The sequence below is a fragment of the Acinetobacter chinensis genome (assembly GCF_002165375.2).
Taxonomy (GTDB): Bacteria; Pseudomonadota; Gammaproteobacteria; order Pseudomonadales; family Moraxellaceae; genus Acinetobacter; species Acinetobacter chinensis.
The window spans coordinates 1,160,162-1,186,358 of sequence record NZ_CP032134.1 but is presented as its reverse complement, the minus strand read 5'-3'; the positions used below and the strand labels follow the sequence as shown (position 1 = coordinate 1,186,358).

Sequence of the window (26,197 nt, the reverse complement as noted above, 5' to 3'; positions counted from 1 at the left end):
CGAATTTTTCGCATTTTTAACAAAGCATCCACGGATAAATAACTCATGAATACATTATTTCAAAGTGGCCTTTTAGTGGCATCCGCCCTGCTTCTGACTGCCTGTGGCGGTGGCGGAGACAGCCAGACCCAATCTGCTCCACCAGATTCCCATACTCCTGTACCTGATCCAGGACCAGACCCTGATCCTGGTCCACCCCCTGCCCCAGAAACCGCAGATCTGTTTGTCGGTTCATGGTTACAGGGAAAAAGTACTTTAGGCTCTACAAACTGTATTTTGGATCAGATCGTACTCACCAAAACGGCAAAAAATGCCCTCCAGGGTTCCCTTGAAAGAACCCGTTTTGAGACACATAACAAACCGGACTGTACAGGCGGACTGGTCTCTGAGCGTAAATATGCAATTGATAATCTGAACTTAAAGAACATTCAGGCTGCTGAAACAGCGGATGGCTATACTTATCATCATGTGACGGCACAGCGACAGCCTTCACTTGATCCTGCTGCATATTTATTAGTCAAAACAGGCTCTGACTCTTTTTGTTTAATGCAGGGAAATCAGCCATCAAATATTAAAACCTGGATAGAAACCCAGAATACTCCACTTAAAAGCTATAATTGCTATACCCGCTCCAGTGAGGCTTTTACCGCCATAAAACCTGGTAAAAAAATTGATCAGCCCTTATATCTGTTTGAAAAAACTATAAATACTGACAATAAAACTCTTTTTGTAAACCAGCTGAATGAACTGGGTCGCAAAGGTTATGTCATGCTTGCTCATAACTGGCAGGGACTTCGGGAAAATTTTGGAACAGTATTTATTAAAGCTCAATCCAGCCAGGACACCTTCACATACGTTGCCAGTGATCTTACCCCTGCCGACAGTGCCAGCTATTATTTCGACTGGTTCAATCTACTGACTGCACAGGGTAAACAGGGATATGCATTTAATTATGGTGTGAACGTCAGCACTTTAAAATATATAGAATATTTTATAAAAAATGACCAGAAGCCAGCAACGTACAGCTATGAACGGACTTACTTCCAGCCGGTTACTGATGCAAATGACCTGATTGCACAGCTCAATGCACTTGGCTCAAAAGGGTGTCGTCTCATTGACTTCGGTCGTTACTATACTGGATCACATCCCGATATTTTCGATGGAAAACAGAATCAACCCAAAATTGCAACCTGTATGAACAGCAGTACCCATCATGGAAAATATAATTACCGGTTTTTCTCTTCCAGAACAAATACTCAACTGGACAGTCTGATCAATCAGCAAAGCAAAGAAGGTTATCGCCTGATCAGCAGCAAAATTTCACTCTCCAGTACGAGCAACGATAACCATTTATTTATGAAAGACAGTGAAGATACCTTTCTGCCTGAATATAAAGTGTTCAGTGACAGCATTGTCTCACCGGATCTCAACAGCTCAGAGCCTGTTCTGGCTGACATTAAAAATCGTTTGTCTGCGCAAAGTCAGCACGGTTGGTTTATGACCCAGAACCCGAATGTTTACAGTAACTCAGCTGTAGCCATTCAAACTGAACTCAATGCATCTATTTATCCTTAATTTTGATTCACTTATATTCCCAAGGGGCAAACTTATGAAAAAATATCAAACTCTTCTGATCGGCAGTCTATTTTTATTCACCACCTCCAGCCATGCAGGCTTTGCAGACTCAATACGTGAATTACGTAATACCATCGGGCAGCTTTCTGATACCACCAAAGAAATTACAGGTGTAACCAAAGAAGTGGGAGCACTGAGTGGAAGTGGTTCTGAGCAGGCAACCAGTGCTCAGTATTCATCTGGACAGACGCTTTATCCTAAGCTGAACAATGTTTCCCTGTATGAGTCAGCATCAAAATCTGCACCTGTCATTAAAAAACTGACCAAATCTACAGACCTGGTATTTACAGGAAAAACCCACAAAAGTGGATTTATTCAGGTGACTACTGAGTATGGTGATGGCTGGGTGGAATCGCACCTGATTCGCTGATTACTCTTTTCAGTCTGTCACCACATTTTGCTCATATTTTACACACTGAAGTATGGGCTTTTTTATTTTCTGAATGAAAAGCTGATATGTGCTGATAAAAACCTGGTAAACCCTGATTACATCTCATGTATCTACCATAAGCAAAAGCCTTACACCGTCGATTTTAAAACCGAAGCAATCAAAGTAATTAACAGCAATATTTCAAAAATACAAAATCAAATAGCTAAAGATTTTTACAAGTTAACTGCCTGAATAAAACTTCCCAAGTGAAAGATTCCGGTTAATTAAGAAAACATCAACCGGTTTACAAAGCTCGTCTCAATTTAAATATTCATTCAATAAAATTAACTTTCAATACGATACTGGAAAGTATTTTTAACATTCGATACGCTTGTCGGTTTACCATCGACTAAACGAGGCTGATATTTAAAAGCGAGTGCAGCCTGAATCGAAGGTCGTACAAACATCGGATGGCAGTCACCTTGTGCCTTTGGATTTTCTACCCGCCCTTTTTCATTCACACTGTACACCACCGTACAATCCCCCTCCAGCTTACGATCCAGTGCCGATTCAGGATAGGCAGGTGCAATTTTTGAAACAGGTTGATAATTTTTAACATCAAATGATTCAGGCTGAGTTTGTGTTTTAGATTCTACCGCTTTCTGAGTCTTCGTCTGAGTGGACGTTTCAGTCTTCACCTGGCTCTCAACAGCTTTCTTTGTTTCAATCGTTGTACTTTGCTCTTCCGTCACAACTTGCTGTGATTGTTTTTTTGCTGTAGTTGCAGTCTTATTACTCTGCGACTCTACAAATTTTTTTTGGGTTTTCTGCTGGGCTTCGGCAGGCATTTCTTTCTGTTTATGGGGGACAGGCGTATTTACAACTTTCTCTTCAACCATTGGTTCAGGCTTTTCAGGTTCAGGTTGTGGTTTGGCCGGAGGTGGTATTTGCACAAATTGTAATTGAATGGTTTTCGGTTTAGGTTCAACCAATGTTTCATGCATCTCAACCGTACATAACCATGCAATTAACGCAATATGCAATCCAGCCGTGACCGAAAGTGCCAGACCTTGATCGAGGAACCTGATTCTGGAGATAGTTGCCATCATGATTGTGGTTCCTCTGTCACCAGCCCCAGGTTCGTTACACCACTTTTTTGCAAGGATGCAATCACCTGAGCAACCAGTTGATAATCAGCATCCTGATCAGCACGTATATAAAACTGCAGGCTTTTATCTTTTTGAATCATTGGAATCAGCTTTTGTTGCATACTGGCTAAATCAATGGCTTGATCTGTGACTTTCTCGGTGTTCACTTCTGTACCAATATTCCAGTAATACTGACCATTGGCCTGGATCGACAATGTCACGATACGCTGCTGTTGTGACGCAGGCATGACACTGGCATCGACTTTAGGTAAGTCAATCTGAATACCTTGTGTCAGCATTGGTGCAGTCACCATAAAAATCACCAACAGCACCAACATGACATCAATATAAGGAACGACATTCATTTCAGCATTGAGTTTTAATTTTTGAGGACGCTTAATCATGGCTTTTGCTCCTTAACGCGAAGTGCGCTCAGTGTGCCCCAGCAAGCGATAAATACGTGTCTGCAACTCATTGGCAAAACCGTAATAACGGCTGGAAAGCTTGTCAGCACGTGCCGAAAAACGGTTATACGCCACCACCGCAGGAATAGCGGCAAATAAACCAATGGCTGTTGCAATCAGCGCTTCTGCAATCCCTGGTGCAACTGTATTTAAAGTCGCCTGTTCAACACCAGACAGTCCAATGAAAGCATTCATAATGCCCCAGACTGTTCCAAACAGACCAATATAAGGGCTGACTGAACCGACTGTTGCAAGAAAGGTCAGATTCTGCTGAAGCTTTTCTTCTTCTTCACTGATGCTGCTGAGTAAGCGTCGCTCTACTCCATCAATTACATCACTTGTGGTGAGTTGTTCATCTTTGATCAATTGGTTGTACTCATCCAGACCATGATGAAAAATGCTGACAACACCTTTTTGCTGTTCAGGCTGCTGGTAGTCCTGATGTAAAAGATTAAGATCTTTTTGCTGTCTAAAATTCTTTAAAAAGCGGTTCCAAAGCTGTTCCTGTCCACGAAGTAACATGCCATGACGCACGATTAAATACCAGCTTACGACTGAGGATAAAACCAAAATCAACATCACCACTTTAACCAATACACTGGCATGGCTGATCAACATCCAGACTGACATTTGATCCATTGTTGCTTGCATAACGCACTCCAATTTTTTTACTGCATTGTGCAGCACATATATTTTTAAAATGGGCTGGATTTTTTAGCAGCCCATGTACTCACCCAGGTACTGAAGCGTTATTCAGTCCAGGTTCAGGGCTTGAGCGATTTTGTCCCACGGCACATATTTGAAGTTCTGATTGGTTTCAGGCATGCGTTTACGTCCATCCTGTACCACCAATATGCCTTGCTTCCATTTGCCACCAAAATTCTGTGAACTCACATCCAGCCCATCTGTTTCAGACACAGCATCAATGCCTTTGTCGGTATTAATCCCGATACGAAATACACCGCGAACTGTATAAGGCGCATCAGCCTCCATCACCACAAAACTGTCATTGCCCTGGCTTGAAACCACCAGATAACTTTGATTTTTACCGTGATAAAGCCCCATGCCTTCAATGTCATCATGCATCACGTCTCCGACGCCAATCACCTGCTGCATAGGAAGCTGAGTTTTTGGATTGAGATCTTTTACCCACACCGCGACATCTTCTTCACCCAAGAAAATGCGTCCTGTAGCATCATCTACAACACAGCCTTCTGGTTGGGTTTTCACTGAAAAGCGTTGCACTTCTTCAGCGCTTAATTTTTGTTGTGTTGCCGTAATATGGTACTGAATGAAAGTCCCGTTTTTATCGTTTGGAATCGCATAGATTTCACCCTGAGCATCGCGGTACATGCAAATGCCATAGATATCTTCCAAAGTGGTTGGAAGCTCGCCTAGCACAGACACCTTGCCCGTTTTCGGTTGAATCGCAAAAACATGCAGGCTGTTATGATCTCGGTTTGATGCCACCGCCAGATCGACGGTTTGATTACCCCATTTAAAACCGTGGCGTACATCGACATTATTCAAGCGTCCTACAGGCAAGTACTGTACGGTTTTACCTTCTAAATCATTCACCTGTAAGCCACCTTGTTTATCTGTGGCTAAAATGCGCGATTGACTCGGCTGTGCTGCGTTATGCCAGATCGCAGGATCATCAGCTGCGTCACCTGTACTCGGCACACCTTCTGTCTGCACTTCTGCAGGAATGGTGATGATATTTTTAGACTTCGTATTTGCCTGTGTTTCCCACTCTGCCTCTGTCACTTTTACAGTTTTATCATCTAAAATCAGCAAGGATTTATTGCTAAAATCACCTCGGATACTGAGCGTCTCTGCTTCTTTTAAATGATCCAGTTGTAAAGGAGTTAAAGCTTTCCAGTGCTGATCCTGCTTTTGATAACGGTAAAGCAAAGGTTTTTCTGCATCCAGTACTGCGATCTGATTATCTGTGATTGCAATTGCAGACGGTGAACCCTGAATCGAACCAAAGGGTTGCACGAGATCCACTGCTTGGCGCACCATGTCAGCCTCAGAATGCGCTGGATATGCCCAGATGCCAGTATTCTCTTCATTAATGAACAGCTCCGCAGTGGCATCATTCACTTTGCACACAGTACTGGCAGGTGGAAAACTGAGACGACGTACCAACTGTGGTTGAGCCAGAACTTTTCCCTGCTTTGCCACAAGCCACTGTTCTCCAATGCCTTCTTCACCCACCAGAAAAGCAAAACTCAGCCCCTGAGCATCGGTATACAGACAGACATCTTCAGACTTAAATGAACGTTTTGGGATGAAGCCTGGTTTATCCCATGCTTTATTTTTTAAATTCATGCTCATCAATTGAATTTGCTGTTGTTGCAAATCCGATGCAGCAATCAATAAATGCTCCGAACCGATCCGATAATCAAAGCGTCCGAACTGACCCTGAATCTGATGAAGTACATTCTGTTCACTATCTAAAAACTGTAGTCCTTTGTTCTTACTACTCAGTAAAACTGAAACTTCTGGCCATTCACTCAAGTTCAACCATTGCACATCCTCAGTTTTCGCCCCATTCGTGTCGATTTCACGCAATTGCAGCTTAGGTTCGCTCGGCAGGTCAATCTGTACTTCTGCCGATGTGAGCGGATGACTGCTCTGCGTAGCTTGGGGCATATTGTGTTGACTACATGCAGTCAACAGCAGCAAACAACTGCTTAAAATGGACAATTTAAACAATGAAACATTCATAGAGATACTCAAAATCTGGCAAAAAATCCTCAAGGCTTTCTGCTGGAGAGAAAACCTGAGTACTGAAATTTAATTCGGTTTAAAAGTGGGTATAAGTCAGTGCCAGTTTGTAGGCTGGACCATACTCTTCGTATTGCGAGTTATGGGCTTTAGAACCCGCATAGTTGTAATAGCGTTCATCCGTGATATTTTGCACATCAAACTTGAGCTGTAAGTTTTTCGATAAATTCACATGACTGCTTAAATCGAGGAATACCTGATCATCGGTATAGATGTCTTTTTCAGGTGTATCAATGTCACCCAGTTCATATAAATAATTTGATTTATAGTTTGCTGAAAGACGGACACCAAAGCGTTCATTTTCCCAGCCAATCATGGCATTGCCCACAATATCTGATTGATTTGGCATATGAATACGACGGCTCAACAACTCACCATCTTTCATTGAATCAATATCTGCTTCTGACTTACTGAATGTGGTATTGAAACCTAACAGAAGACCATTCCATGGCGCGCTTAAATGCTCAAACTTTTGCGAGTAAGCAAACTCCATCCCATACAGTTTGGCTTGATTGCCATTTTTATAGGTAATCGCCTCATCAAAGTCAGCCCACTGCCCCGTGCCTGCAATATTGGTACTGTAAATAAAGTGATCAATATCTTTATAGAATGCATAGAAGCTCACCATGCTGGCTTTGCCAAAATACTTTTCTACCCCCAGGTCAAAATTGGAAGACTCAAGTGGTTTCAACATTGGATTACCAAATTCTGCTTCATCACCATCTATATAAACACCTGGCGCACTTTGTGCGAAATTTGGTCGCACGACACTGTTTGTCCATGCCGCACGAAGATAGGCGTTATCTACCAGCTGATAGCGTAAATGTAAGCTCGGCAACCAATGATCATAGTCATTTTCATATCTGGTTGCAGTAATCACATCACCATTAAATTCAAACCCACGTGCTTCAAAACTGGTGTTTTCATAACGCAGCCCCGCAATTACGCGCAGTTGATCAAAATCAACCGTATTCATGACATAAGCCGCCTGAATATCTTCATTCGACTTAAAATCGTTAATGATTGAGCCGTCTGCAACGACATAGTCGTTCGGCTTTAATCCGCTGATTTTGTCTTTGATGGCATTTTCGTTGATCGTGGGACCAAACTGACCCAGTTCATAATGACTGTTGTGATTAAAGTCTGAACCGGATGTACTTAGATCTTCATACTCCCACTCATCAGTATTACTGGTTTTTTCACGCTGACTGATCTTGCCACCGAACTTCAATGCAGCAGCATAATTTCCCAGCATATAGTCTTTTAAAAAATCTAATTTACCGTTGTATTCTTTATCGGTGGTTTTAGACTTTTCCCACGACACCGAATCCAGCTCATAGTTGGCAGCATCATAAAAATCCTGATCTGCGGTAATGACAGGTTTTTGGGTATTGTTAAAACCGACATTGCTGAATTCACCTTTATATTTTGCTCCAGAAATACCACCTGGATTTTCTTCCGATGCTTCGCTATAACCAAGCTGACCTTCTACCGTCCAGGTACCAAAACCTTGTTTTCCGCCTAGAACAAAAGACTGTATTTCCTGCGTTTCGACACGGCTTTTTAAAGCGCGAGCGGCTTCGGCATCACCCTGTTGCCCTGCAAGTTGTGGATCGGCAAATTCAGCAGACACTTCCTGACGCGATTCTGTATCTTTAAAACGGCTGTATAATGTTCTTAAATAGTATTCGCCTGTGTCATTCGGGCGGTAGTCAAAGTTTAAACCCGCACCGATACGTTCACGCTCGATGTCATACTGACGCATTGCGGTTTCTTCAAGTGCATCACCATCCCAGGCACCACCTGTCTCGACATTGTCTGAGCCAAATTTTCGGTTTTGATAACTGAGTGCCAATGCTACCCCAAGATTATCTTTTCCCTCACCGACACTGAAATGGTTACTGATAGCACCAGATGCTTTCGGGCTATATTTTTCCCGTTTTTCATCATAACCACCTTCAACCGTTCCTGTGTAAAACAAACCGTCATGGTCAAAAGCCGATAAACTTTCGACCTGAACCGTACCGCCTAATGAACTGGCATCCATGTCTGGTGTCAGCGTTTTCACCACAGCCAAAGACTGCACCAGCTCTGATGGTAAGACATCCAGTGCCACGCCACGGCGGTCACTTTCAGGTGCAGGAACCAAAGTACCATTGATGGTCACTGCATTCAGGTCTGCCCCTAAACCACGAACCGAAACAAAACGTCCTTCACCCTGATCACGTTCTGTAGATACACCAGGTATCCGTTGCAGTGCTTCTGCAGCATTGTCATCAGGTAACTGTCCAATGCCATCAGCATGAACCACACTACTGATCTGGTCAGCACGTTTCTGTTCTTTGAGTGCTTTATCCATACTTGCAGCTTGACCAATGACCTGTACATATTCCACCGCGTTATCTTCGGCATACAGTTGAGTCATGCTGAGCATTGACAGGACCAGTGTGCTGAGCTGGAAAGCCGCACGTTTATTTCTCACTGAACGGTTATTCGCATTTTTCATTTTGTGTATCCCCTCAAGCCAAAGTGGCATGGTTTGGAGGCACAATAAAAACTGAATATGAATATGATGTGACAGTCAAAATTTAAACCCTTCAATTTGCAGGTTTTCGAGGCTTTCTTCTGGGTAAATGAGCTGATTTGATCTGTACAGAGAAAAATTTGAGCTGACTGAATGCTGCATATTTACCGTAAAGGCAGGGTTTTTCAGCATTTCTCCCGACCAGAATTAAAAATAGTCTGATCTGTTTTGACTCCATCCCTTGCCATGAAACTGTCATCTGAATCTGTTTAGCTTGGGCGAAAATAAATCATTTCCCAAATGCTATGCCTAAATACTTTGCTTACTACCGTTGGCCTCTATGCTGTATAGCGATTGCCTGTAGTTTATCGCTATGGCTATTTATTCTGCTTGGTCAGGTCAAATCATTCGCTGAATGGAACTGGGTCGATATTTTAGGTGAAGGAGGGGCAACTGTTTTTATTGGCATCTGGATTTTCTTTATTATTAAAAGCCGTCCTTTGGGTCGTGTAACTAATTATATCTTTTATGGATTATGTTTTATTTTTTTCCATATGTGGATGGACAGTTTAGATGAATTTATTCGCATGCCCAAAGAAATCATGTGGGATGCATGGCTTGAGTCCATCCCTTTTCCAATTGGACTGTGCCTGTTTACCCTTGGGATTTATTTCTGGCATCAGGAAGAACTGGCAATTTCCAGACACATGCAGAAACGGGAGCGCATCTATCGGGATCACCGCCTGTTCGATGCACTTACGCCTTTGGCAGATGCACATTATTTTAAAACCCAGCTCAAAGTGGCAATCGAACACAATCTGCAAGAACCAGGCGATATGTCCGTTGTATTGCTGGACATGCGTAATTTTAATCATATTAATCAAACACATGGATTTAAGGAAGGCACATCCATTTTACAGCACGTTTCACAATTGATCAGTCTGAACTTACGCCCACATGATCTGCTCTGCCGCTTCGCTGGAGATCGTTTCATTATGCTTTTACCTGAGACCAGCCTCCAGCAAGCTGAAAAAATTGCTGCACAGCTTGAACGCATGCTGATGGCAAGTGCTTATTATCAACAGGATTTATCAGTACAGATTCCTTTAAAAGCGGTCACGACCAGTTGTTCAGTCGGGCAATATCAGTCTGTTCAGCAATTGTTAAGTACCTTAAATCAGCAATTAATCCAGAAGAAACAATACTACTCACCTAAGCGAGCGATGGTATGAACTTCGAATGCGACTACAGCTACATTCCTGCACATCATCAATTATCTATTTTAATTGATTTAGCAGCCAGCCATGAAGTCGATCATCACGTTCTACTCAGCGGTAGTGGTATTTTTCTGGAAGATATACTTTCAGGACAAAAGCTGATCAGTCAGCAACAGTTACAGCAGGTTTTAAAAAATGCAGAACTGTATTTCCGCAATCAGGACATCAGTTTTTTATTCGGTCAGCGCAGCTTGACCACCCCCTTTAATGATGCGATTAAATCCATGCTTTATGCATCGACCTTTGATGAAGCACTCAGCCGTTATTTAACATTTTCCGCATCTGTTTCACCGTGGTTATGCCCTCGACTCATGTATAGTCAAAGCCATATTCATATTTATTGGTTAGATGAAAACAAACCTGAAAATCGCTTTTTAATCGAAAGCGCAATGAGTGCAATACAAGCATTTAGCCGTCAACTGTACCAGGCCAGGTTAGCGTGGAAATTTGAATTTAACTTTTCTGAACCGGATTATATTGAACAGTACTGGACGCACTTAGGCAGTGCTTTAGAGTTTAATCGTCCTATCAATATGATGAGTCTTCCCCGTGACATCATCCATGAAAAACTTCCCAATGCTTCTTCAACGCTAGCAGCCATCAGCTATCAACACGCGCTGCAAGAAATGACAGCCCAGAATATTCAACAGAGTTTTTTACTCAGTCTGCATCAATACTTAATGCAGAATATCCAGAATAATATTCAACTCGAACAAACCGCTGACTATTTTCAGATGAGTTCAGCCACCTTAAAGCGCAAACTGAAAAAGCATCAGACCCATTTCCAGGCCCAGCTCGATCAAAGCCGTTTGCATACCGCTATCATTTTATATCGTGTGCATGGTTTTAAAACGGAACAGATTTCTCAGCATTTACAAATTAACGATGCCACCAATTTTCGACGTGCTTTTAAACGCTGGAGTGGCTTAACAGTACAAGCGGCTCAATCCTGAGCACTTATTTCCCCCCAAAAAAATCACGGATATTCCTGTTGTAACGCCTAAATTAAAAGTAAAAGCTAATCACTAAAGTCCGCATAGTCACGTTCGCTGTATTTTTCTGTTTGCGTCCAGGGTGCAGCAACCTGTTGGTCAATTTTTCGCACAGTAAAGGTTTTGGTATAGCCCGATGCTGGTTTAAGCAATTCATATTTTTGAACCAGCTGATCCTGTTCATTCCATATTATATTCAACGTTTGACCCGCACTGCGTACCTGATAATGCGCTGATTCTGGATCACGTTGAATCAGTTGTGCCCGCTTTAAAATGTCAGGATGAATCAAACTGTATTCACAGCGCCAACAGCTTTTCAGCCCAAGCATTTCCTGGTCAACCTCCTGCAATTGCACCCGCATTTTTTCATCTGGCAAAATATAAAAACGCTGAAAGAGGCTTGCTGTGTTTGCTTGCCCGACAGCATCTTTGCGCTGCATCCACTGAATTGCACTGTCAAAACTTGCATGCTCATGGGGTGCTGTTCTGGCAGATTCCTGAGCATTGCCATGTGTATGGGCTTTGTCAGCATGCGTTTGAGTGTTTAAGCGTTCAATCCAAATATTTTGCGCATCCCGAATCATTTTCTCACTGTATTTTTGAATGGTCGTGACCCCATTGGCATCCTGCCGTTCAATCTGATAATCAATACGATATTCATCTGCCGACCATACCCATGGACTGAGCAGACTGAAAGACAACACTGAGAACTTCATTCTGAATCTGAACGGCCGTATTAATCCTGTATCCATTAAAATCCAAACGCCTTTTTCAATTGCTCAAATACCCATGTATTTTCCTGTGTGCCTTTGAACAGATTTGAATTCTTTCCTTCAGCAAACAGCATCACATCTCCGCCACCATGCGTTTCGCTTTTCGCCAGTTGCACCCCAACTTCCTGTTTATAGTCGTCGGCAAAGGCTTGCTCGTTGCTGATACTGTCACGAATATCCAAACGCTTGCCCGTACCATTTCCAAAAACGAGTGTCGTTCCTGTTGCCCCATTTACATCGCGGTATGGATTATGTACCTGACCATCAGCCAGCACTTTGCTGTAAGCATTTTGCTCTTTTGCAATATTATAGTCATAGCTCAGCCCCAGAATACCCGGATTAGTTTCCGTCGTTTGACCCGTTCGTGCGGCATAACCATTAAACGTCATCACATGGTCATGGTCTGCCGTCACTACAATCAAGGTATTACTCAAGTCCACTTTATCCAGTGCAGTTTGAATTGCATCATTAAATGCCTTGGTTTCCTGCAATGCCCGTTTGGCATTATTGGCATGTAGCGCATGGTCAATACGCCCACCCTCAACCATCAAAAAATAGCCTTGTCCATTACTCTGCGCTTGCAGTGCATCAATCGCTTTACTGGTCATCGCCGCCAGACTCGGTTCAGTCTCTATATTCTTCTTGAGTCGATCCAGATCATAATTTAAATGCGACTGTGTAGAGAATACGCCAAAAATTTTCTGAGTATTGACCGTCTGTGCCAAATCACTTTGGCTTAAAACGGTTTGATAACCCTGCTGTTTAAACTCTGCCAATAAATCACGGCCATCCAGGCGCCCTTTGGGGTTAGAGACTGCATCATAAGGCGTCCAGTGATTTAAGCCGCCTCCCATAAGGACATTAATGCCATCCAATAAGTCTGGATTATAAGCTTTACCTTTTGGAACCGCTTGAAGCGCGATATCGTACTGTGCATCACGATGACAGATATGTGCATAGGTTGCCGCAGGTGTGGCATGGGTGAGTTCAGTCGTCGTCACTACGCCAACCGCTTTTCCCTTCTTTTTTGCCAGTTCTAAAATACTTAACGCAGGCATCCCCGCAGCCAGACTACTGCCCTGTGCTGGACAACGGTTGATGGCTTTCGCTAAGCTTTTGCCATTCGGCAATTTTCCATCTTCAGGTTCGACCGCAACCGTTCCTGTTGTCATGGCAATCACTTCATTTTTATTTTTCTGCCCAGTCATATAGGCACCCATAGAGGGAGCGCTATCTGTGGTTTGACCATCCTCAGAATAGGTTTTAATCCGTGCTGCATGCTTCATGCTGTCCATGGCCAGTTTGCCATTTTCCCCCACAGCATAAATACGACTTGCCGTCACTGTGGTTGGTCCCATGCCATCGCCTAAAAAGAATATAACGTTTTTGGTCGGTGTAAGTGTGGTGTCAGCAGCATACAAAGTACTTGAAGAAATCGAAGCTGTAAGCAGAAGCATCATGTACGGGATGGTTTTTAAAGTAGGTTTCATGTGATATCCCTCTGCTATAAGCCTGTGATCTTACGAATGAGGTGATTGACCTCAATATTTTCAAGGCTACCTGAGAACTGATCGGCTCCCTGACCAATCGCACCTAAAAACACATCTGCACCGCCATGCGTTTCTTTATCTTTATAGCCCGTTTGAATCACAGCTTCCTGTTGGAAATCATCCGCAGCGGTGCCCGTACACCAACCCGTTTCAGCCAAAGGATAAGTGAAACTATATTTTTCGCCCTGTGGTGCTTTAGGTCCCTGTACAGGATGACAGACATCACTGTCTTTTAAGTTCTGCACCAGGTCATCCATACGGTTTTGAGTGGGGCGTTTTTTGCCTGTACCAAAACCGATAATCGGATAAGGTTGGCCATGAATGTCCTGAGCAAAGCCCGCCTGGTCATAGTTTTTTACCAATCCAAGCACACTGGTTTCCTGACCTTCGATATATTTTCCTGTGCGCTTGGCATAGCCATTTAAAACCATGGTGTGATCATGGTCAGCCGTGATGACAATCAGGGTATTTTTAAGTTCAGGATCACTTTGTTTAAGCTTTTGAATGGTTGCCTCTAAAGCATCATTTAAAGCAATCGTGTCCTGTAATGCGCGCTTGGCATTGGTGTCATGCAGGGCATGATCTATACGCCCGCCCTCCACCATCAGAAAAAAACCTTTTTTATTTTGCATCAAAATGTCTAAAGCAGACAGCGTCATTTGCTTGAGACTCGGTTCCACCAGGTTTTTCTTGGTGCGATCCAGGTCGTAATTTAAATGGCTGTGATTAAATAAACCCAATAATTTTTCATTTTTCGCCAGTTGCACTTGGGACAGCTGGTTTTCATCAAAAACCACGCGGTAGCCTGCCTTTTGCATCTCGGAAATCAGATTGCGCCCATCAGTACGTTCCCCACCTACATCTTTAGGCAAAAACTGACGCTTACCTCCACCTAAAACCACATCGACCCCATCTTTAAGTTTGAGGTTATAGCGTTGATAAGCATCACCTTTTGAACTCGGAACCAACTGTGATGCAATGTCATTTTCAGCATCACGGTGGCAAATATGCGCATAAGTCGATGCTGGTGTGGCATGCGTGATCCGCGTCGTGGTTACAACCCCGGTTCCCCAACCCTTTGCTTTGGCTAATTCGAGTAAGGTCTGTGTGTTTTGCTTATTTTTGTTTTGTGGGTCAGTCGCGCACTGGTTATTTCCTGCTGAGTCAGGTTCAACCGCAATCGTGCCTGTCTGCATCGAGATCACCTCGTTTTTCATCTTCACACCGGTCATGTACGCGCCCATCGAAGGTGCGCTATCCGTGACTTGGGCATCTTCAGAAAAAGTACGAACAAAAGCAGACTCAGGCAGCCGATCAATCGCCAGCTGACCATCTTCACCAACAGCATAAATACGTGAAGCGGTAAGCGTGGTGATACCCATACCATCCCCCAGAAAAAAGACCACACGTTTCGGTTGTTGTTCTTTTTGTTGTGTTGTATGAGTCGGCTGAGCTTGCATAACAGCAGTACTTTGACAGGCTGTGACCAATAAAGTACTGAAACTGATACATACCACACTGATTATTTTTAACTGGAATTTTTCAAGAAAACCGAGCATGGCTTCACCCCATCTAAAGATGGCTGAACCTTACACTTCGGATATTTAAATAAGATGACATATGAGAATTAACAGCGACTTATCAGAGTCTGTATTACACAAAAACACTTATGACAGTTTATTAAAAACTTAGATTTTGAGGTGAAGCACAACAAAGATTAATTTAGCAGAGAAGCAAGGAAATAGCATTTTTCTTCCAGGTTCACCCAGGTCGATGATTATATTGCTGTGATCATTACTGATTGAATCCACCAGGAAAAGACTCGGCTTTAGAAGACGAGGTCAGGTATTATTCCAGAAACATGGTGTTGCACTGTAAATATCTGTCCAGAATTTTATTTTTCATCACTGCTCTTTGATCAACCCAATACTTCATTACTGATATTAAAATAATCATATCAATATAAAATAATACTTCGATAAAATGAAACTTATACAAAACTCTGAACAGCGCCATTTTCTGCTCTAAAGCTGATCCTGTATTGCGTGTTCGGCTTGCTCCACAGTATTTCCAGTGAATCAAAAAATTATCATTTAATTTATAAACTTACATTCAAAACAATATTAAAATTAAATTCAGGAATATCTGTACTATAACAAGCATTTAAGCCAAAGCTTTTCAACATCAAAAGCGGTAATCCAGTTTTAAACTCAGGCTATGTTTGTCATAAGAATACAACCAGTCGATATTGCTTTTATTCTGATTAAACTGATAGCTTAAATTTGGTGTTATACCGTACTTTGTCCATCGAGGTGCACTCAGCACCAACGTATAATTCTGTTCTATATCCTGTCGCCGATCTTCCAGTATTGCATTGAATTTGTCATACTGGCGCCAGCGCAATGAGCTGAATACAGTAGTGCTAAAGCCTGCATCAAACTGTTTGCTTAATCCTAAACGCAGTCCTGTTTGCTGGTAAGCCGTGAAATATTGTTCCTGGCTGTTATGATCTACAAAATCCAGACCGCCAAAGACTGTCCAGCGCTGCGCTAAATTTTTCCATGCTGTGCCAAAAACAGCGTACTCCATACCGCTTTGATTGGTATATAAAACATTTTTAATATCTTTGACTTCTGTTTCCAGTTTAAAAGCTGTTTTTGGGTCAAGTACATGCATCCACTCAGCGCGACCACCCCAGGCATTGGAAAGGCTGGCATTCTGATATCTGCGGTGTTCAAAAACCGGTGCAAGCAAAAGTTGATTATTCTGGCTTTGATAACTGTAGCCAGCATTCAGACTGAGTGTCATTTCATTGTAATTTTTATAGTCATCATAAGCGCGCCCATAGCCAAAGGCTTTTAAAGCGATACCATGCTGTCCATTCACAGACCAGCGCTTATTTAAAGCTGCTTCATAATCCAGCGCTTTTGCATTGATGGCATCTTCTGTCTGTCTGGTAATCTGCTCCACAGGTATTTTATTGCCATCCTGGTCTTCTGCATACTTAATCCAGGTTGTACTTTGCTCAGATGTACTGTTGATATTTGAAGCATAGCGTGTGCCTATGCTGACTGACCCTTGCCATGCATCACGCTGTTTTAAACCGTTTAAATAGACATCGACTGTTTTTTGAATATTTTTAGCAATAGGGTCACTCCTTTGCTGCAGTTGCGCTTTGACTTGTCTAAATAACTGCAGTGCCTCTTTATTCTTCTGCCGTTCGGTCAGCAATCGGGCCAGTTCCAGTTGAACCATGGTATTTTCCGGTTGCATGCCCAGTGCATCTTTAAATAACTCTTCTGCTGCATCAGCCTGTCCATTTACCCGAGCAAGCGCGCCTTGTGCAAACCTTGCCAGTGTCACATCATACCCATCCAGCTTTATATATTGTTCTAAATAAATTCCGGCAGCCTGCCATTGTTTCTGCATGACTGCCAGATAAAGTGCCTGACCTAAATCATTTAAATTATTATTTATATTTATTTTTTCACCATCAATGATCATGACAGGCAATTGATCATTTTTTTGTTGCTGCTTAAGAGACTGCTGCTGTTCGCTGTTCTGCTGCAGTAAATTTTGTTCTAACCTAAGCCTCGTATCATTGTCATCTGCCGCATAAAGCAAAGATGGAATGAGCATAAAGATACTGAGAACTTTTATTTTTTGCACGGCGTTGTTATCCCGTCAGTCGTTCAAGGTGAAAGACTCGCCTAAGCGAGTCCTTTTTTTACAGGATTCAGTTTTTCACGCCGCCAAATGCAGTATCAAATTTGCTGTCCGCAAATTGTGAAATACCTGCTAACGTATCTGCATTCGCCCCAAAGAAATGCCCTGAAGTCACCCCAGGTTCAGTAGCATTCGCTGTTGCTGTCCCTGAAAAAGCTCCTGTACTGCTGGAAATTGCAGCATTCACTGCCAATGAAGTGACTGTGCCAGTAGCAGCTGTCAGTGTTCCATTTAAAGTACCTGTACTAAAATCCGCGTCAAATTTGCCAGCAAGAGTTACACCGTTATTAATACCTGCAACTGTATATACAGCCGTGCCGCTGGTCGGTACAGTACGACCTGTATTATCACCTGCATAATAAACTGTATGTGTTGAGCCAGTTACTGTATCCGCACTTCCCCACCATTCACCAAAATAAGTTGCAGGCAGACTGCCTTGACTACCTGAGGTTTCAAGCACTTGAGCAAAATTAAAATTACCCAAAACACTATGACTACCCGGCATAGCTGTTACTGGAATTGAGCTGACTTTTAAATGCAGGTCATCTGCACCTGTAACAGACACCGTAGTGTTGGTATTGGATGTACCAGAGCCTGTAAATGCGTTTGCCAACCCTTGCAGCGCACTGAAACCTAAATACCCATCATACGGTGTGCCAGCAGATACAACAGATAAAGCCGCTGTTCCACCTTGATGATTTTCAGGTGCATTTGCTCCTGCCTGCGCCGTACCAATTGCAATGTTAGATGGGTTGCTTGAAACACCATCAACGCCAGCATGTGCTGCTGCAATTAAACCAAGTGAAAGAAAAAGCGCTGAAGTAGTTTTCTTGAATTGCATATTTAACCTCATGATCGATTTTAATACAGTATTTAAGTTTTATGATCAAGATCAAAAAAATGATTCATTGACCTCTATAAAATGCATTCAATAATTAAAATAAATTGTTTTAAATTTATTTTCTTTTATTCATTCATCGTATTAAAAAGAAAATATATTTATTAAAAACAACTTAATAATAAATATTTAAGAAGCATTTAAAACCATCAAATACAAATGATAATCATTTTCATTTGATGGTTTTAAAATACAACAGAAATTATCAGTATGCAAGATTTTTTTAGTGAAAAATAAAATAATTAATTATTATAAAAAAGACATAGCGCATTATTACCTTAACAATGCGCTAAAATATTATAGTATTTTTTAATTATATAAATTTTATTTAAAATTTATAAGTCAGTCCCATTTTAATCGTCCTTCCTGGTGCAGCCATTGCACTACGCGTCAACGGATCAATATAATATTGATTAGTAATATTATTACTAACCAGTTCAACTGTGGCCTGCTCATTAATTCTATAATTTGCATAAGCATCAAACAACCAGGTATCATCCCAAGCCAAAGGTACATTTAAATAATATCCGGCGTTTAAATCCAGATCGCCATTTTTTCTTAAATAGCTTTCATAACCTTTATAATAAGTTGCCCGTGCGCCCAGCTCTAATTGCTCATCCAAAAGACGAACACCAAACAGTCCATTAAAACTTAGCTCTGGCGTTGCCATAGTGACCAGATAGCCATTGGGAAAACCATCATCTACACACTTTTTATAAACACCTGATGAAAAATATTGCTTGACTGCATTATCCTCATCACAGACTTTATTTTTTAAATTATATGCAAGACTTAAATCAGTAAAGAAACGCCCATTATCAAAACGGCTTTGTAACTCCAGCCCAGATAAAGTTTGCTGCTCCATATTAGTAAAAATTAAGTTTTTATCACGCTCAATTACATTTTCAGTCCTATGATGAAAATAGGCCAGTTTAATATCTGCATAGCGTGCTGTTTTAAAAAAATTACGAGCATCATAAATATAACCAAATTCAGTATTAAATGTATGTTCAGGTTTTAATCCAGAATATGGTAAGTTTGCAGAAAATCCAACCGTACTTTCAAATAAACTTGGCATCCGATATTCTTCTGCATAACGCAGATAAATACGATTATGGTCATTTAAACGAATCGCCGCACTCAATTGCGGTGCCCATGCGCTATCTTTTGTTTTAGTGACTTCAGTTATAGGAATGCTCTGTGTTAACGATCGCCCAGGGTTATTCAAAAGAATATAATCTTTGCCTTCCACACCTAAATTACTACTATTAATAACATTATCACTCCAATGCATTTTTCCATTTTCATCGGCAGACCAGTTTAATGTATTTTTTTGACTCCAAATTGCGTTATATAACGCTGAAGAACTAGCTGGTACTGACGTATAATCACCATTCCAGTCTGGATTGGATTTTTTATAGGCATTTCCAAATATTTGCAATTGTAATTGATTAAATGAACTGCGTACTTCAGGCATTGTGTAATAATCATAGGTATAGCCCAATAGCTGAGTTTTGTGCTTTAATTGATTTGATAAATTGGATGCGCCTAAGTTTTTATTCAAAAAATCATCAAATGCCCAGTAATTTCTGTAGCGCATTCCAGCTTCAAAAGTCAGCCAGTCTGTCGGCCGATAGTTAAAATTAAAGTCAAAATTCTTTTCCTCTCTGCGCCCAGCACGTGGTAGCGCCTGAAAAGTTGTGACATTTGTGCCATGTTCCTTATATATGTCATCTGAGCTTAACTTTTCCTTCAGTAAACTGGCACCTAAACTTAGATCCAGATTATTCAGAAGGTTTATTTTATTACTCAGATTCACACCCTTTCGCGTATTGTCCGAGTGCGCCACAGCTGTATTAGCAATAATTTTGGTTTCAGGTAAAATAACAGTCGGCCAGCCACCACGTGTATACGTATTGCTTTCGGTATCGGTTTGCCAAAGACTGGCAGCAAAATCAACCCAGCGGTTATCCTCAGGGTTATATTTATAATCAAGACTGTAAGCTTTTGAATCCACCACGCTTAAAGGCCATTGCGGCACACCAGTTTCTGGTGTTACAAACCATTGAATCCTTGATGGCAAAATTTCACCATATTCATTTTTAGTCTGACGATAGGTTAATTTCACACTTTGATCGTCTGTTGGACGGTATGTTCCTTTTAACAGCCATGATGTCATATGACTGGAGGTATTGGTGACTTCTCCGCCAGGCACATAGACATGCGCAAAATATGGAATATAGTCCATACTCGATGTTGGTTCTGCTTTATTATAAAAATCGCTGTTATGCGTACCTGAGAAATAATTGCCACGTTCGCGTTCTGCATATACCGCTAAAAGGTCAAATTTATCCTGCTTAGCTGCCAGTGCTATGCGTCCAGCAACATCATTGCCGGAGAAAAGCTTATTATCACTTTTTGTTTTCGTTTGTTTATAAATATCAGGATCATATAGCGCCCCGCCTATATTTGTCCAAGGCGGTATATCATTATAGTTCTGGCCTACATACTGCAATGTCGGTAAACTCGGTTTAACCGAATTATTTGAACCTTCAAGCTTAATCTCAGCGCCAAATGTCTTGCCTGAACGAACGATATCGTCTGCTTCAAGTGTCTTGACCAACACCCCGCCACCGACGGAAGTGGTTGCACCGCGTTCCAGTGAGGGCCCTTTAATCACTTCAATTCCACCAATCAGGTTGGGATCGATGTAGTTCCGGTTATTGACACCATTATAACCACGCCAGACGGCAATCGACTGCTCTGTTCCATCAATGGTTAATGGCACCCGTCCAACACCCTGAACACCACGTACACTCGGATCAAGCGCACCACTGTTGCGGGCATCGCCACTGTAGACACCAACCATGCCTTTGACCACATCTGCTGGATTTGTCCCTTTAAAGCGCTCTACATATTCTTTTCCGGCATAGACTGATGAGCGGTTTTTATCATAAACATTGTCATAACCCTGTGTATCGCGGTCTTTATCACCATACACAGTAATGGCTTCCATCTGCACGGCAGCCTGCCCATCAGGTACCTCTGATATTGAGGATGAAGCAGGATTTGCAGAAGCCAGAGGCACAGCTGTATTTTTCTCAACAATCACATAAATATTGGCTTGTTTTTTTACTGTGAGGCCAGAACCTTGCAGCATGGTTTCAAGCGCTTGATCTACAGACATATTGCCTTTAATTTTTGGCGCAGTCCTGGTTTGAACCTGTTGTGCAGCTGCAATAATTTCAATGCCACTTTGCCGCGCCAGCTGCTGAATCGACTGCTGTAAAGGCTGGCTGGGCAGATCCAGAACTACATTTTGTGCATGCAAAGCGCTGGAATACAACATAGCTGCCACCACAAAACTTAAACTGGTTTTTCTAAATTCTGGAGGATTTATTAACCGCTTTTTCTGCTGTTCCTTCAAAGCCATTGCCTAACGCCTTAATAAATATGATTCTTATTTACAAAGACGCCTCAGCTGTATGAAATGTAAACCTGAAGTTTTAATTTTTTTTGATAATCCATTGCTTCTCTGCAATTTGTTCAACTTTTACTGCTGCAATAGCCGGTAAAACCTGCATAAATTGCTGATAATTTTTTGTTTTAAACTGTCCTGTCACCTGCAACTGCGCCAGTTCTGGCTGCTGTATCTGCACCTCAAAATCAGCATAGCGCTGAAAATTTTCAATCACGGTGCCTAAAGGCATCTGGTTCAGCACCAGTTCACCCGACTGCCAGGCCTGGATGGCATACAAATCGGCTTGCCTGATCTGCCCTAACTGCTCACGGTAATTGCTCAAAGTTTGCCCATGAAGCAAATGAATCATCGCGTTCTGCGAACCGCGGATTTTCACTGCAACTTCACCCTCTTCCACCGCCACAGTTGCATCTGTTGCATTATGCTTTTGCACATTAAAGACTGTACCAATATCAATGATGTCCATTTTTCCTGCTGTGACGATAAAACTTCGTTCAAATAGTTTTTGCCATGCAGATGCAGAATGAGCCACACGAAAGCTGGCTTCGCCTTGTTTGAGTACAATTTCACGACTGCGCAAACGCTCTGAAACCTGTATCTGAGTATTGCTGTTCAGCCGAATAAGTGAGCCGTCTTTTAAAGATAACTGATCCTGTTGACCCTTCACCGTAAATGCATCAAATTGCTGGTACACTGGATTATACCAGTACAGACTGATACTCAGCCCCAATACGGATAAAATCGAAGCACCAAACGTTTTTTTCTTTAACTGACGCTGTTTAGCCCGCGCTAAAATTGCTTCTTTTGATGGCAAAAAAGGTAAAATATCGTCTTCAAAACAGGCCAGCTTACGCTGTACTTCCTGCAGATTTCCTGTTTCATTGCATTTATATGTTTTTTTCAAATTCATCCTGCTGTTATTCATTTGCAAATATCGGTACAAAACTTTGCAGCGCGCGCGTAAAATGCTTAATCACCATCGTGCGGGAAATGCCCAGCTGCTGCGCGGTTTCCACCTGTGTCATGCCATAAAACTGCAGCAATAAAAAAACATCCTGACAGGCTGGCGGCAGTGTGGAAATGGTACCTAAAATGATTTTCGCATACTGCTCACGTGCAAGACTTAACTCCTGTTCAGAAATATCCTGCATAGTGCTGTACAGCTCCAGTTCCTCTGCTTCGACAGCTTCAAAATATTTACCGTAATTTTTATCTTTTCTTAAATAATTAAAAGCAATATTGGCACTGACCGTTTTTAAAAACGCCACAGGATTAATCAGATTCATAAACTGTTCTGGACGCTGAAAAACCCGTATATACGTTTCCTGCACCACTTCCAGGGCAATCTGCCGGTTGCCGATTTTCATACTGATATAATCCACAAGCTCATCATAATGCTGAACCAGCTGACTGGTACTGGATTGTGCAGAATTCCCCATGTTAAACACCAGGTAAATAAAATGATTATCATTATCATTTAAATCCATATGTTTTACAAACTAATTCTGCATCTCAAACACAATCACAGGATTTCTTAAACACAAACCACAAGACAAAATGATAAAAGAAACTTCATATAAATCCTCTGCCTCTTGCGCGTAATAATACTTCTCTTTGTAAACAGAGAAAGAACGTTCATTGTGAATTCTGTACTGCTCAAAACATGACTTTGACAAAAGGTCTATTTATGCTTTGAACCACAGCCAAAGCTGTACTGCCAGCATGATCAATACAATACCGCCGACTGCCCAAGGATGCGGCACAGTAAAAATTAAAAGTGCAGCACCAATGCTCATACTGATTAAGGAAAAAACTTTTAGCTTCACAGGCAAAGTTCTGCTTTCGCCCCACTGTTTTAAAACAGGTGCAATGACTTTATGCTGCACAATCCAGCTGTGTAAACGCTTAGAACCCTTGGCGGCAAACAACGCCGCCAGAAAATAGAAATCAAAAGCAGGGAGACCAGGCAAAATAAGCCCGACAGTACCAAGCACTAAACACAGGCAGGCTAAACAGATGCAAATTAACCTCACAATCCAGGACCTGGCTAACTGAGGTGCTGCATGTACGCTTTCAGATGACTGTTTCGCTACTGATTCAGCATGTTTCATTGCTCTTGATCCCAGTTCCTTAAAGTCTTATTTAAGATTGTGTAAGTCCGCCAATAAGTCGCCAAAGCGTTTGAAACCCTGCAAAGCACCTTCAATAATCAGCTCCTGCTCTGCATCATTGAAGCCTGCTTCATCAATCGCCTGTTTAAAGCGCTTCCACACCACTGCACGTCCTTCTGGATAGGCAGCCAGATTGCGTGCAGCAAAATCAGCGCTGAAACCAAACTGAGCCTGTGCTTCTTTAAATAAAAATGCTGCACCCAGCGTTGAACCTTCTGACACATAAATCCAGCCCAAAGACTGTGGATACTCAATCGCATCCGTTACAATTACCTGCTGCTGTGGCTGCAACTTTAAATCAGCCAGATCCTGTAAAGCTGCTTCTGAACGGCCACGTATATCCAGATCAGGAATCAGCGCACTGACTTGCGGGTTCTGATAAAGATGCTCAACATCTTTTTGAAAGTAATATTGCGACAAAGTAAATTGCGCATAATTTTTTTCACTGGCAAAGACCTGCGACTGCTGCATCAGTTGCTCCATACGGTCGTGCTCAGCTGCCGTCGCCTGCTTTAGACGCAGCATCAAACTGTTTTGCAGCTGTTTTTCAGTTGAAGCGTTCATAAAAATTCCTTATACGAGGTTTAAAAAATTCAGTTTAAATAATGCCACTGGCTCAACGGTTTCTGCTGAGCTTGAGCTGAATAGGAAAGTCCACAATTACAGCAACTGCTTCGCCATTCATCTTATGTGGTTTAAATTTTGATTTCCGTATAGCAGCCATAGCCCTTTCATCCAGACTCTCCAGACCAGAACTCTGTTTGACGTGAATATTTACCGGCAGACCTTTAGCATTAATATGAATGGTCAAAACCACCAATCTTTGCTGGTTTTGCAGTTCACGGTCATCGTAAGTCAGTTTGCCTAAACTCAGTACATCAACCCGGTTAATCGGTATCGGCACTTTATCACTGGCTGCGGATACTGCACTGCTTTCAGATTGATGTCCGGAGTTTTGCACCGATGCTTTACTTTCTGATGCAGTACTACCAGTAGACTTTGTCGCTGTCGAAGTGCTCATGGATGACTCAGACATCTGCACGTTTTTTTCAGGGTTATCCTTTGTCTTTACAGCTTCTTTTTCCACCTGAACTGTACTGTTCTGTTGAGCTTGCTGTTTAGACGCATTTTTTTGAATCGGTATAACTGTTTTTCGTAAAGTATCCGTACTGATCACAGATACGTTGCTTTCCTGCTTTTTACTGACTTCTAAAGCAGTAGTCGGTTCTACAGTTTTTTGCGTATTTTTTAGAGCAGACTGACCGGATGACAAATCAGCAACCGGACGGACATCATTTTTTTGCGGTGCTATAAAGCGAATATTTATCGTATTCTTCGGGACTGCTGTGGCTATAGGCACCTGCACATCCGCACTCCAGATGACATATAAAACCAATAAATGTCCTAAACAAACTGTAGAAAGCGTGAAATACTTTCTGTAATCGTTTCGAAGTTCTATATCTGACAAAACATCCATATCATTTATACATCACGTTTTCGCAGAAGCAGCCTATAAAACTATGTTACTTTTGCGCTCAAAATATAATTTGAATCTGTACTGAAGCCATCATGCTGATGCTGCATAAATCAAATTCAGCGGTGTAAAAGAATTCATCTTTCTCCTATATAGACGTTTAAGCGTGACCAAATGTTCACTGCAGAATGTAATTTTTTTTGTAACTTCAAAAAAGTTCTTATAAGAGAAAATTTATGCTGAAGGTTTACAAGCCTGTTTTGAGAGCTTATTCGATCCCTCCTCCCTTTCCACCTCAAAGCCAGTATTTTACTACAGCCTGATCATGTCACATGATCCAGAGCCTCCTGAAGAATCCTGCAGCTTTCCTCTGTTGATCAATCCGTTTGACTGATGTAATTACTTTTTGCGAGTTGATGTTATGGTGGCTTTGTACACAAAGATTTTAAAATTAAGATGCCTCATATCCACTCAAATTTAAGTGACAAGCCAGCTATGTATATGGTCGACCTGATTCAATATTTCTTTCTATTCGTTGTACATTAATTTTTTTGGGGTAGGCTTCTTCATTTGGAAATTATATTGCTAAAGAAACCCTTAAAAATAATTTGTGCACAATGCCTTCCTGACATTCCCTATGAATACTCCTTAGGTTCAACCACTGCTCGAAGTTTATGCAGGATAAACCCATAGGCAATAAAAAAGCCCTTGTTTTCACAAGGGCTTTTTACATATCTGGCGGAAGCGGTGAGATTCGAACTCACGGAGGACTCGCGCCCTCGTCGGTTTTCAAGACCGGTGCATTAAACCGCTCTGCCACGCTTCCATGTGCGCAAGAATACTAAGCTTTTCCAACTCTGACAAGAGAAATATTGGCTTAAATCATTCAAACGCATATTGTTTCATCAAATGCCAGGTATT

General features: G+C 41.9%; 20 protein-coding genes and 1 tRNA gene. 4 read left to right on the top strand and 17 right to left on the bottom strand.

Annotated elements, in window-relative coordinates:
- The first annotated feature begins 45 nt into the window (after positions 1 to 45).
- Together CDG60_RS06410 and CDG60_RS06405 are read left to right on the top strand one after the other, a co-directional pair.
- Entirely contained in the window at positions 46 to 1,575 is a 1,530-nt protein-coding gene (locus CDG60_RS06410; protein WP_087511159.1) for a PT dipeptide repeat lipoprotein, read from the top strand.
- A gap of 34 nt (positions 1,576 to 1,609) precedes the next feature.
- On the top strand, positions 1,610 to 2,005 hold the full coding sequence (locus CDG60_RS06405) for a hypothetical protein (protein WP_087511158.1): 396 nt from the start codon (positions 1,610 to 1,612) through the stop codon (positions 2,003 to 2,005).
- A 344-nt stretch (positions 2,006 to 2,349) separates the two neighbouring features.
- Here CDG60_RS06405 and CDG60_RS06395 read toward each other — a convergent pair whose 3' ends face one another.
- The 5 genes from CDG60_RS06395 to CDG60_RS06375 form a co-directional block, all read right to left on the bottom strand.
- Entirely contained in the window at positions 2,350 to 3,114 is a 765-nt protein-coding gene (locus CDG60_RS06395; protein ID WP_171405434.1) for an energy transducer TonB, read from the bottom strand.
- Entirely contained in the window at positions 3,111 to 3,557 is a 447-nt protein-coding gene (gene tolR, locus CDG60_RS06390) for a protein TolR (protein WP_087511156.1), read from the bottom strand. Before tolR ends, CDG60_RS06395 begins: the two co-directional genes overlap by 4 nt.
- A 12-nt stretch (positions 3,558 to 3,569) precedes the next feature.
- Positions 3,570 to 4,268 carry a protein TolQ gene (gene tolQ / locus CDG60_RS06385; protein WP_068974782.1) on the bottom strand — a complete coding sequence of 233 codons (699 nt, stop codon included), beginning with the start codon at positions 4,266 to 4,268 and terminating at the stop codon, positions 3,570 to 3,572.
- A 102-nt stretch (positions 4,269 to 4,370) separates the two neighbouring features.
- Positions 4,371 to 6,350: a phytase gene (locus CDG60_RS06380; RefSeq protein WP_087511155.1), complete on the bottom strand. Its 1,980-nt coding sequence runs from the start codon at positions 6,348 to 6,350 to the stop codon at positions 4,371 to 4,373.
- 79 nt (positions 6,351 to 6,429) lie between these two features.
- The gene (locus tag CDG60_RS06375) at positions 6,430 to 8,916 is read right to left on the bottom strand and encodes a TonB-dependent receptor (RefSeq protein WP_087511154.1); all 2,487 of its coding nucleotides are present in this window, start codon (positions 8,914 to 8,916) and stop codon (positions 6,430 to 6,432) included.
- A gap of 323 nt (positions 8,917 to 9,239) precedes the next feature.
- Between CDG60_RS06375 and CDG60_RS06370 the strand changes: the two genes are divergently transcribed.
- Together CDG60_RS06370 and CDG60_RS06365 are read left to right on the top strand one after the other, a co-directional pair.
- A complete protein-coding gene (locus CDG60_RS06370; protein ID WP_087511153.1) occupies positions 9,240 to 10,166 on the top strand; it encodes a diguanylate cyclase domain-containing protein in 927 nt (308 codons plus the stop codon).
- Positions 10,163 to 11,164 (top strand): helix-turn-helix transcriptional regulator, encoded by a 1,002-nt coding sequence (locus CDG60_RS06365; RefSeq protein WP_087511151.1) that lies wholly within the window; start codon positions 10,163 to 10,165, stop codon positions 11,162 to 11,164. Before CDG60_RS06370 ends, CDG60_RS06365 begins: the two co-directional genes overlap by 4 nt.
- Before the next feature lie 65 nt (positions 11,165 to 11,229).
- Here the strand turns inward: CDG60_RS06365 and CDG60_RS06360 are convergent, their stop codons facing one another.
- The 12 genes from CDG60_RS06360 to CDG60_RS06305 all read right to left on the bottom strand — a co-directional run bounded on the left by CDG60_RS06360 (position 11,230) and on the right by CDG60_RS06305 (position 26,102).
- On the bottom strand, positions 11,230 to 11,907 hold the full coding sequence (locus tag CDG60_RS06360) for a hypothetical protein (RefSeq protein ID WP_227542939.1): 678 nt from the start codon (positions 11,905 to 11,907) through the stop codon (positions 11,230 to 11,232).
- Between the two features lie 47 nt (positions 11,908 to 11,954).
- Positions 11,955 to 13,466, bottom strand: coding sequence for an alkaline phosphatase (locus CDG60_RS06355; protein ID WP_087511147.1), 1,512 nt, complete (start codon positions 13,464 to 13,466; stop codon positions 11,955 to 11,957).
- Between the two features lie 14 nt (positions 13,467 to 13,480).
- Positions 13,481 to 15,085, bottom strand: a complete 1,605-nt coding sequence (locus CDG60_RS06350) for an alkaline phosphatase (RefSeq protein WP_087511146.1) — start codon at positions 15,083 to 15,085, stop codon at positions 13,481 to 13,483.
- Between the two features lie 625 nt (positions 15,086 to 15,710).
- Positions 15,711 to 17,195 (bottom strand): surface lipoprotein assembly modifier, encoded by a 1,485-nt coding sequence (locus CDG60_RS06345; protein WP_227542938.1) that lies wholly within the window; start codon positions 17,193 to 17,195, stop codon positions 15,711 to 15,713.
- A gap of 67 nt (positions 17,196 to 17,262) precedes the next feature.
- Positions 17,263 to 18,093, bottom strand: a complete 831-nt coding sequence (locus tag CDG60_RS06340) for a Slam-dependent surface lipoprotein (protein ID WP_087511142.1) — start codon at positions 18,091 to 18,093, stop codon at positions 17,263 to 17,265.
- Positions 18,094 to 18,478: 385 nt separating this feature from the next.
- On the bottom strand, positions 18,479 to 21,583 hold the full coding sequence (locus CDG60_RS06335) for a TonB-dependent receptor (protein ID WP_087511140.1): 3,105 nt from the start codon (positions 21,581 to 21,583) through the stop codon (positions 18,479 to 18,481).
- A 73-nt stretch (positions 21,584 to 21,656) separates the two neighbouring features.
- Positions 21,657 to 22,541, bottom strand: a complete 885-nt coding sequence (locus CDG60_RS06330) for a FecR family protein (protein ID WP_087511138.1) — start codon at positions 22,539 to 22,541, stop codon at positions 21,657 to 21,659.
- Between the two features lie 7 nt (positions 22,542 to 22,548).
- Positions 22,549 to 23,070: an RNA polymerase sigma factor gene (locus tag CDG60_RS06325; RefSeq protein WP_087511692.1), complete on the bottom strand. Its 522-nt coding sequence runs from the start codon at positions 23,068 to 23,070 to the stop codon at positions 22,549 to 22,551.
- A gap of 246 nt (positions 23,071 to 23,316) precedes the next feature.
- Positions 23,317 to 23,742, bottom strand: coding sequence for a YbaN family protein (locus CDG60_RS06320; protein WP_087511136.1), 426 nt, complete (start codon positions 23,740 to 23,742; stop codon positions 23,317 to 23,319).
- A 27-nt stretch (positions 23,743 to 23,769) separates the two neighbouring features.
- Entirely contained in the window at positions 23,770 to 24,366 is a 597-nt protein-coding gene (locus CDG60_RS06315) for a biliverdin-producing heme oxygenase (protein WP_087511135.1), read from the bottom strand.
- A 52-nt stretch (positions 24,367 to 24,418) separates the two neighbouring features.
- A complete protein-coding gene (locus CDG60_RS18390) occupies positions 24,419 to 25,168 on the bottom strand; it encodes an energy transducer TonB (RefSeq protein WP_227542937.1) in 750 nt (249 codons plus the stop codon).
- Between the two features lie 844 nt (positions 25,169 to 26,012).
- A tRNA-Ser gene (locus tag CDG60_RS06305) sits at positions 26,013 to 26,102 on the bottom strand.
- Between the last annotated feature and the right edge of the window lie 95 nt (positions 26,103 to 26,197).

Excerpts from the sequence above, each read along its gene's own strand:
- CDG60_RS06410 (WP_087511159.1), top strand. The coding sequence starts at position 46 with ATGAATACATTATTTCAAAGTGGCCTTTTAGTGGCATCCGCCCTGCTT.
- CDG60_RS06405 (WP_087511158.1), top strand. The coding sequence starts at position 1,610 with ATGAAAAAATATCAAACTCTTCTGATCGGCAGTCTATTTTTATTCACC.
- CDG60_RS06395 (WP_171405434.1), bottom strand. The coding sequence starts at position 3,114 with ATGATGGCAACTATCTCCAGAATCAGGTTCCTCGATCAAGGTCTGGCA.
- tolR (WP_087511156.1), bottom strand. The coding sequence starts at position 3,557 with ATGATTAAGCGTCCTCAAAAATTAAAACTCAATGCTGAAATGAATGTC.
- tolQ (WP_068974782.1), bottom strand. The coding sequence starts at position 4,268 with ATGCAAGCAACAATGGATCAAATGTCAGTCTGGATGTTGATCAGCCAT.
- CDG60_RS06380 (WP_087511155.1), bottom strand. The coding sequence starts at position 6,350 with ATGAATGTTTCATTGTTTAAATTGTCCATTTTAAGCAGTTGTTTGCTG.
- CDG60_RS06375 (WP_087511154.1), bottom strand. The coding sequence starts at position 8,916 with ATGAAAAATGCGAATAACCGTTCAGTGAGAAATAAACGTGCGGCTTTC.
- CDG60_RS06370 (WP_087511153.1), top strand. The coding sequence starts at position 9,240 with ATGCCTAAATACTTTGCTTACTACCGTTGGCCTCTATGCTGTATAGCG.
- CDG60_RS06365 (WP_087511151.1), top strand. The coding sequence starts at position 10,163 with ATGAACTTCGAATGCGACTACAGCTACATTCCTGCACATCATCAATTA.
- CDG60_RS06355 (WP_087511147.1), bottom strand. The coding sequence starts at position 13,466 with ATGAAACCTACTTTAAAAACCATCCCGTACATGATGCTTCTGCTTACA.
- CDG60_RS06350 (WP_087511146.1), bottom strand. The coding sequence starts at position 15,085 with ATGCTCGGTTTTCTTGAAAAATTCCAGTTAAAAATAATCAGTGTGGTA.
- CDG60_RS06340 (WP_087511142.1), bottom strand. The coding sequence starts at position 18,093 with ATGCAATTCAAGAAAACTACTTCAGCGCTTTTTCTTTCACTTGGTTTA.
- CDG60_RS06335 (WP_087511140.1), bottom strand. The coding sequence starts at position 21,583 with ATGGCTTTGAAGGAACAGCAGAAAAAGCGGTTAATAAATCCTCCAGAA.
- CDG60_RS06330 (WP_087511138.1), bottom strand. The coding sequence starts at position 22,541 with ATGAATTTGAAAAAAACATATAAATGCAATGAAACAGGAAATCTGCAG.
- CDG60_RS06325 (WP_087511692.1), bottom strand. The coding sequence starts at position 23,070 with ATGGGGAATTCTGCACAATCCAGTACCAGTCAGCTGGTTCAGCATTAT.
- CDG60_RS06320 (WP_087511136.1), bottom strand. The coding sequence starts at position 23,742 with ATGAAACATGCTGAATCAGTAGCGAAACAGTCATCTGAAAGCGTACAT.
- CDG60_RS06315 (WP_087511135.1), bottom strand. The coding sequence starts at position 24,366 with ATGAACGCTTCAACTGAAAAACAGCTGCAAAACAGTTTGATGCTGCGT.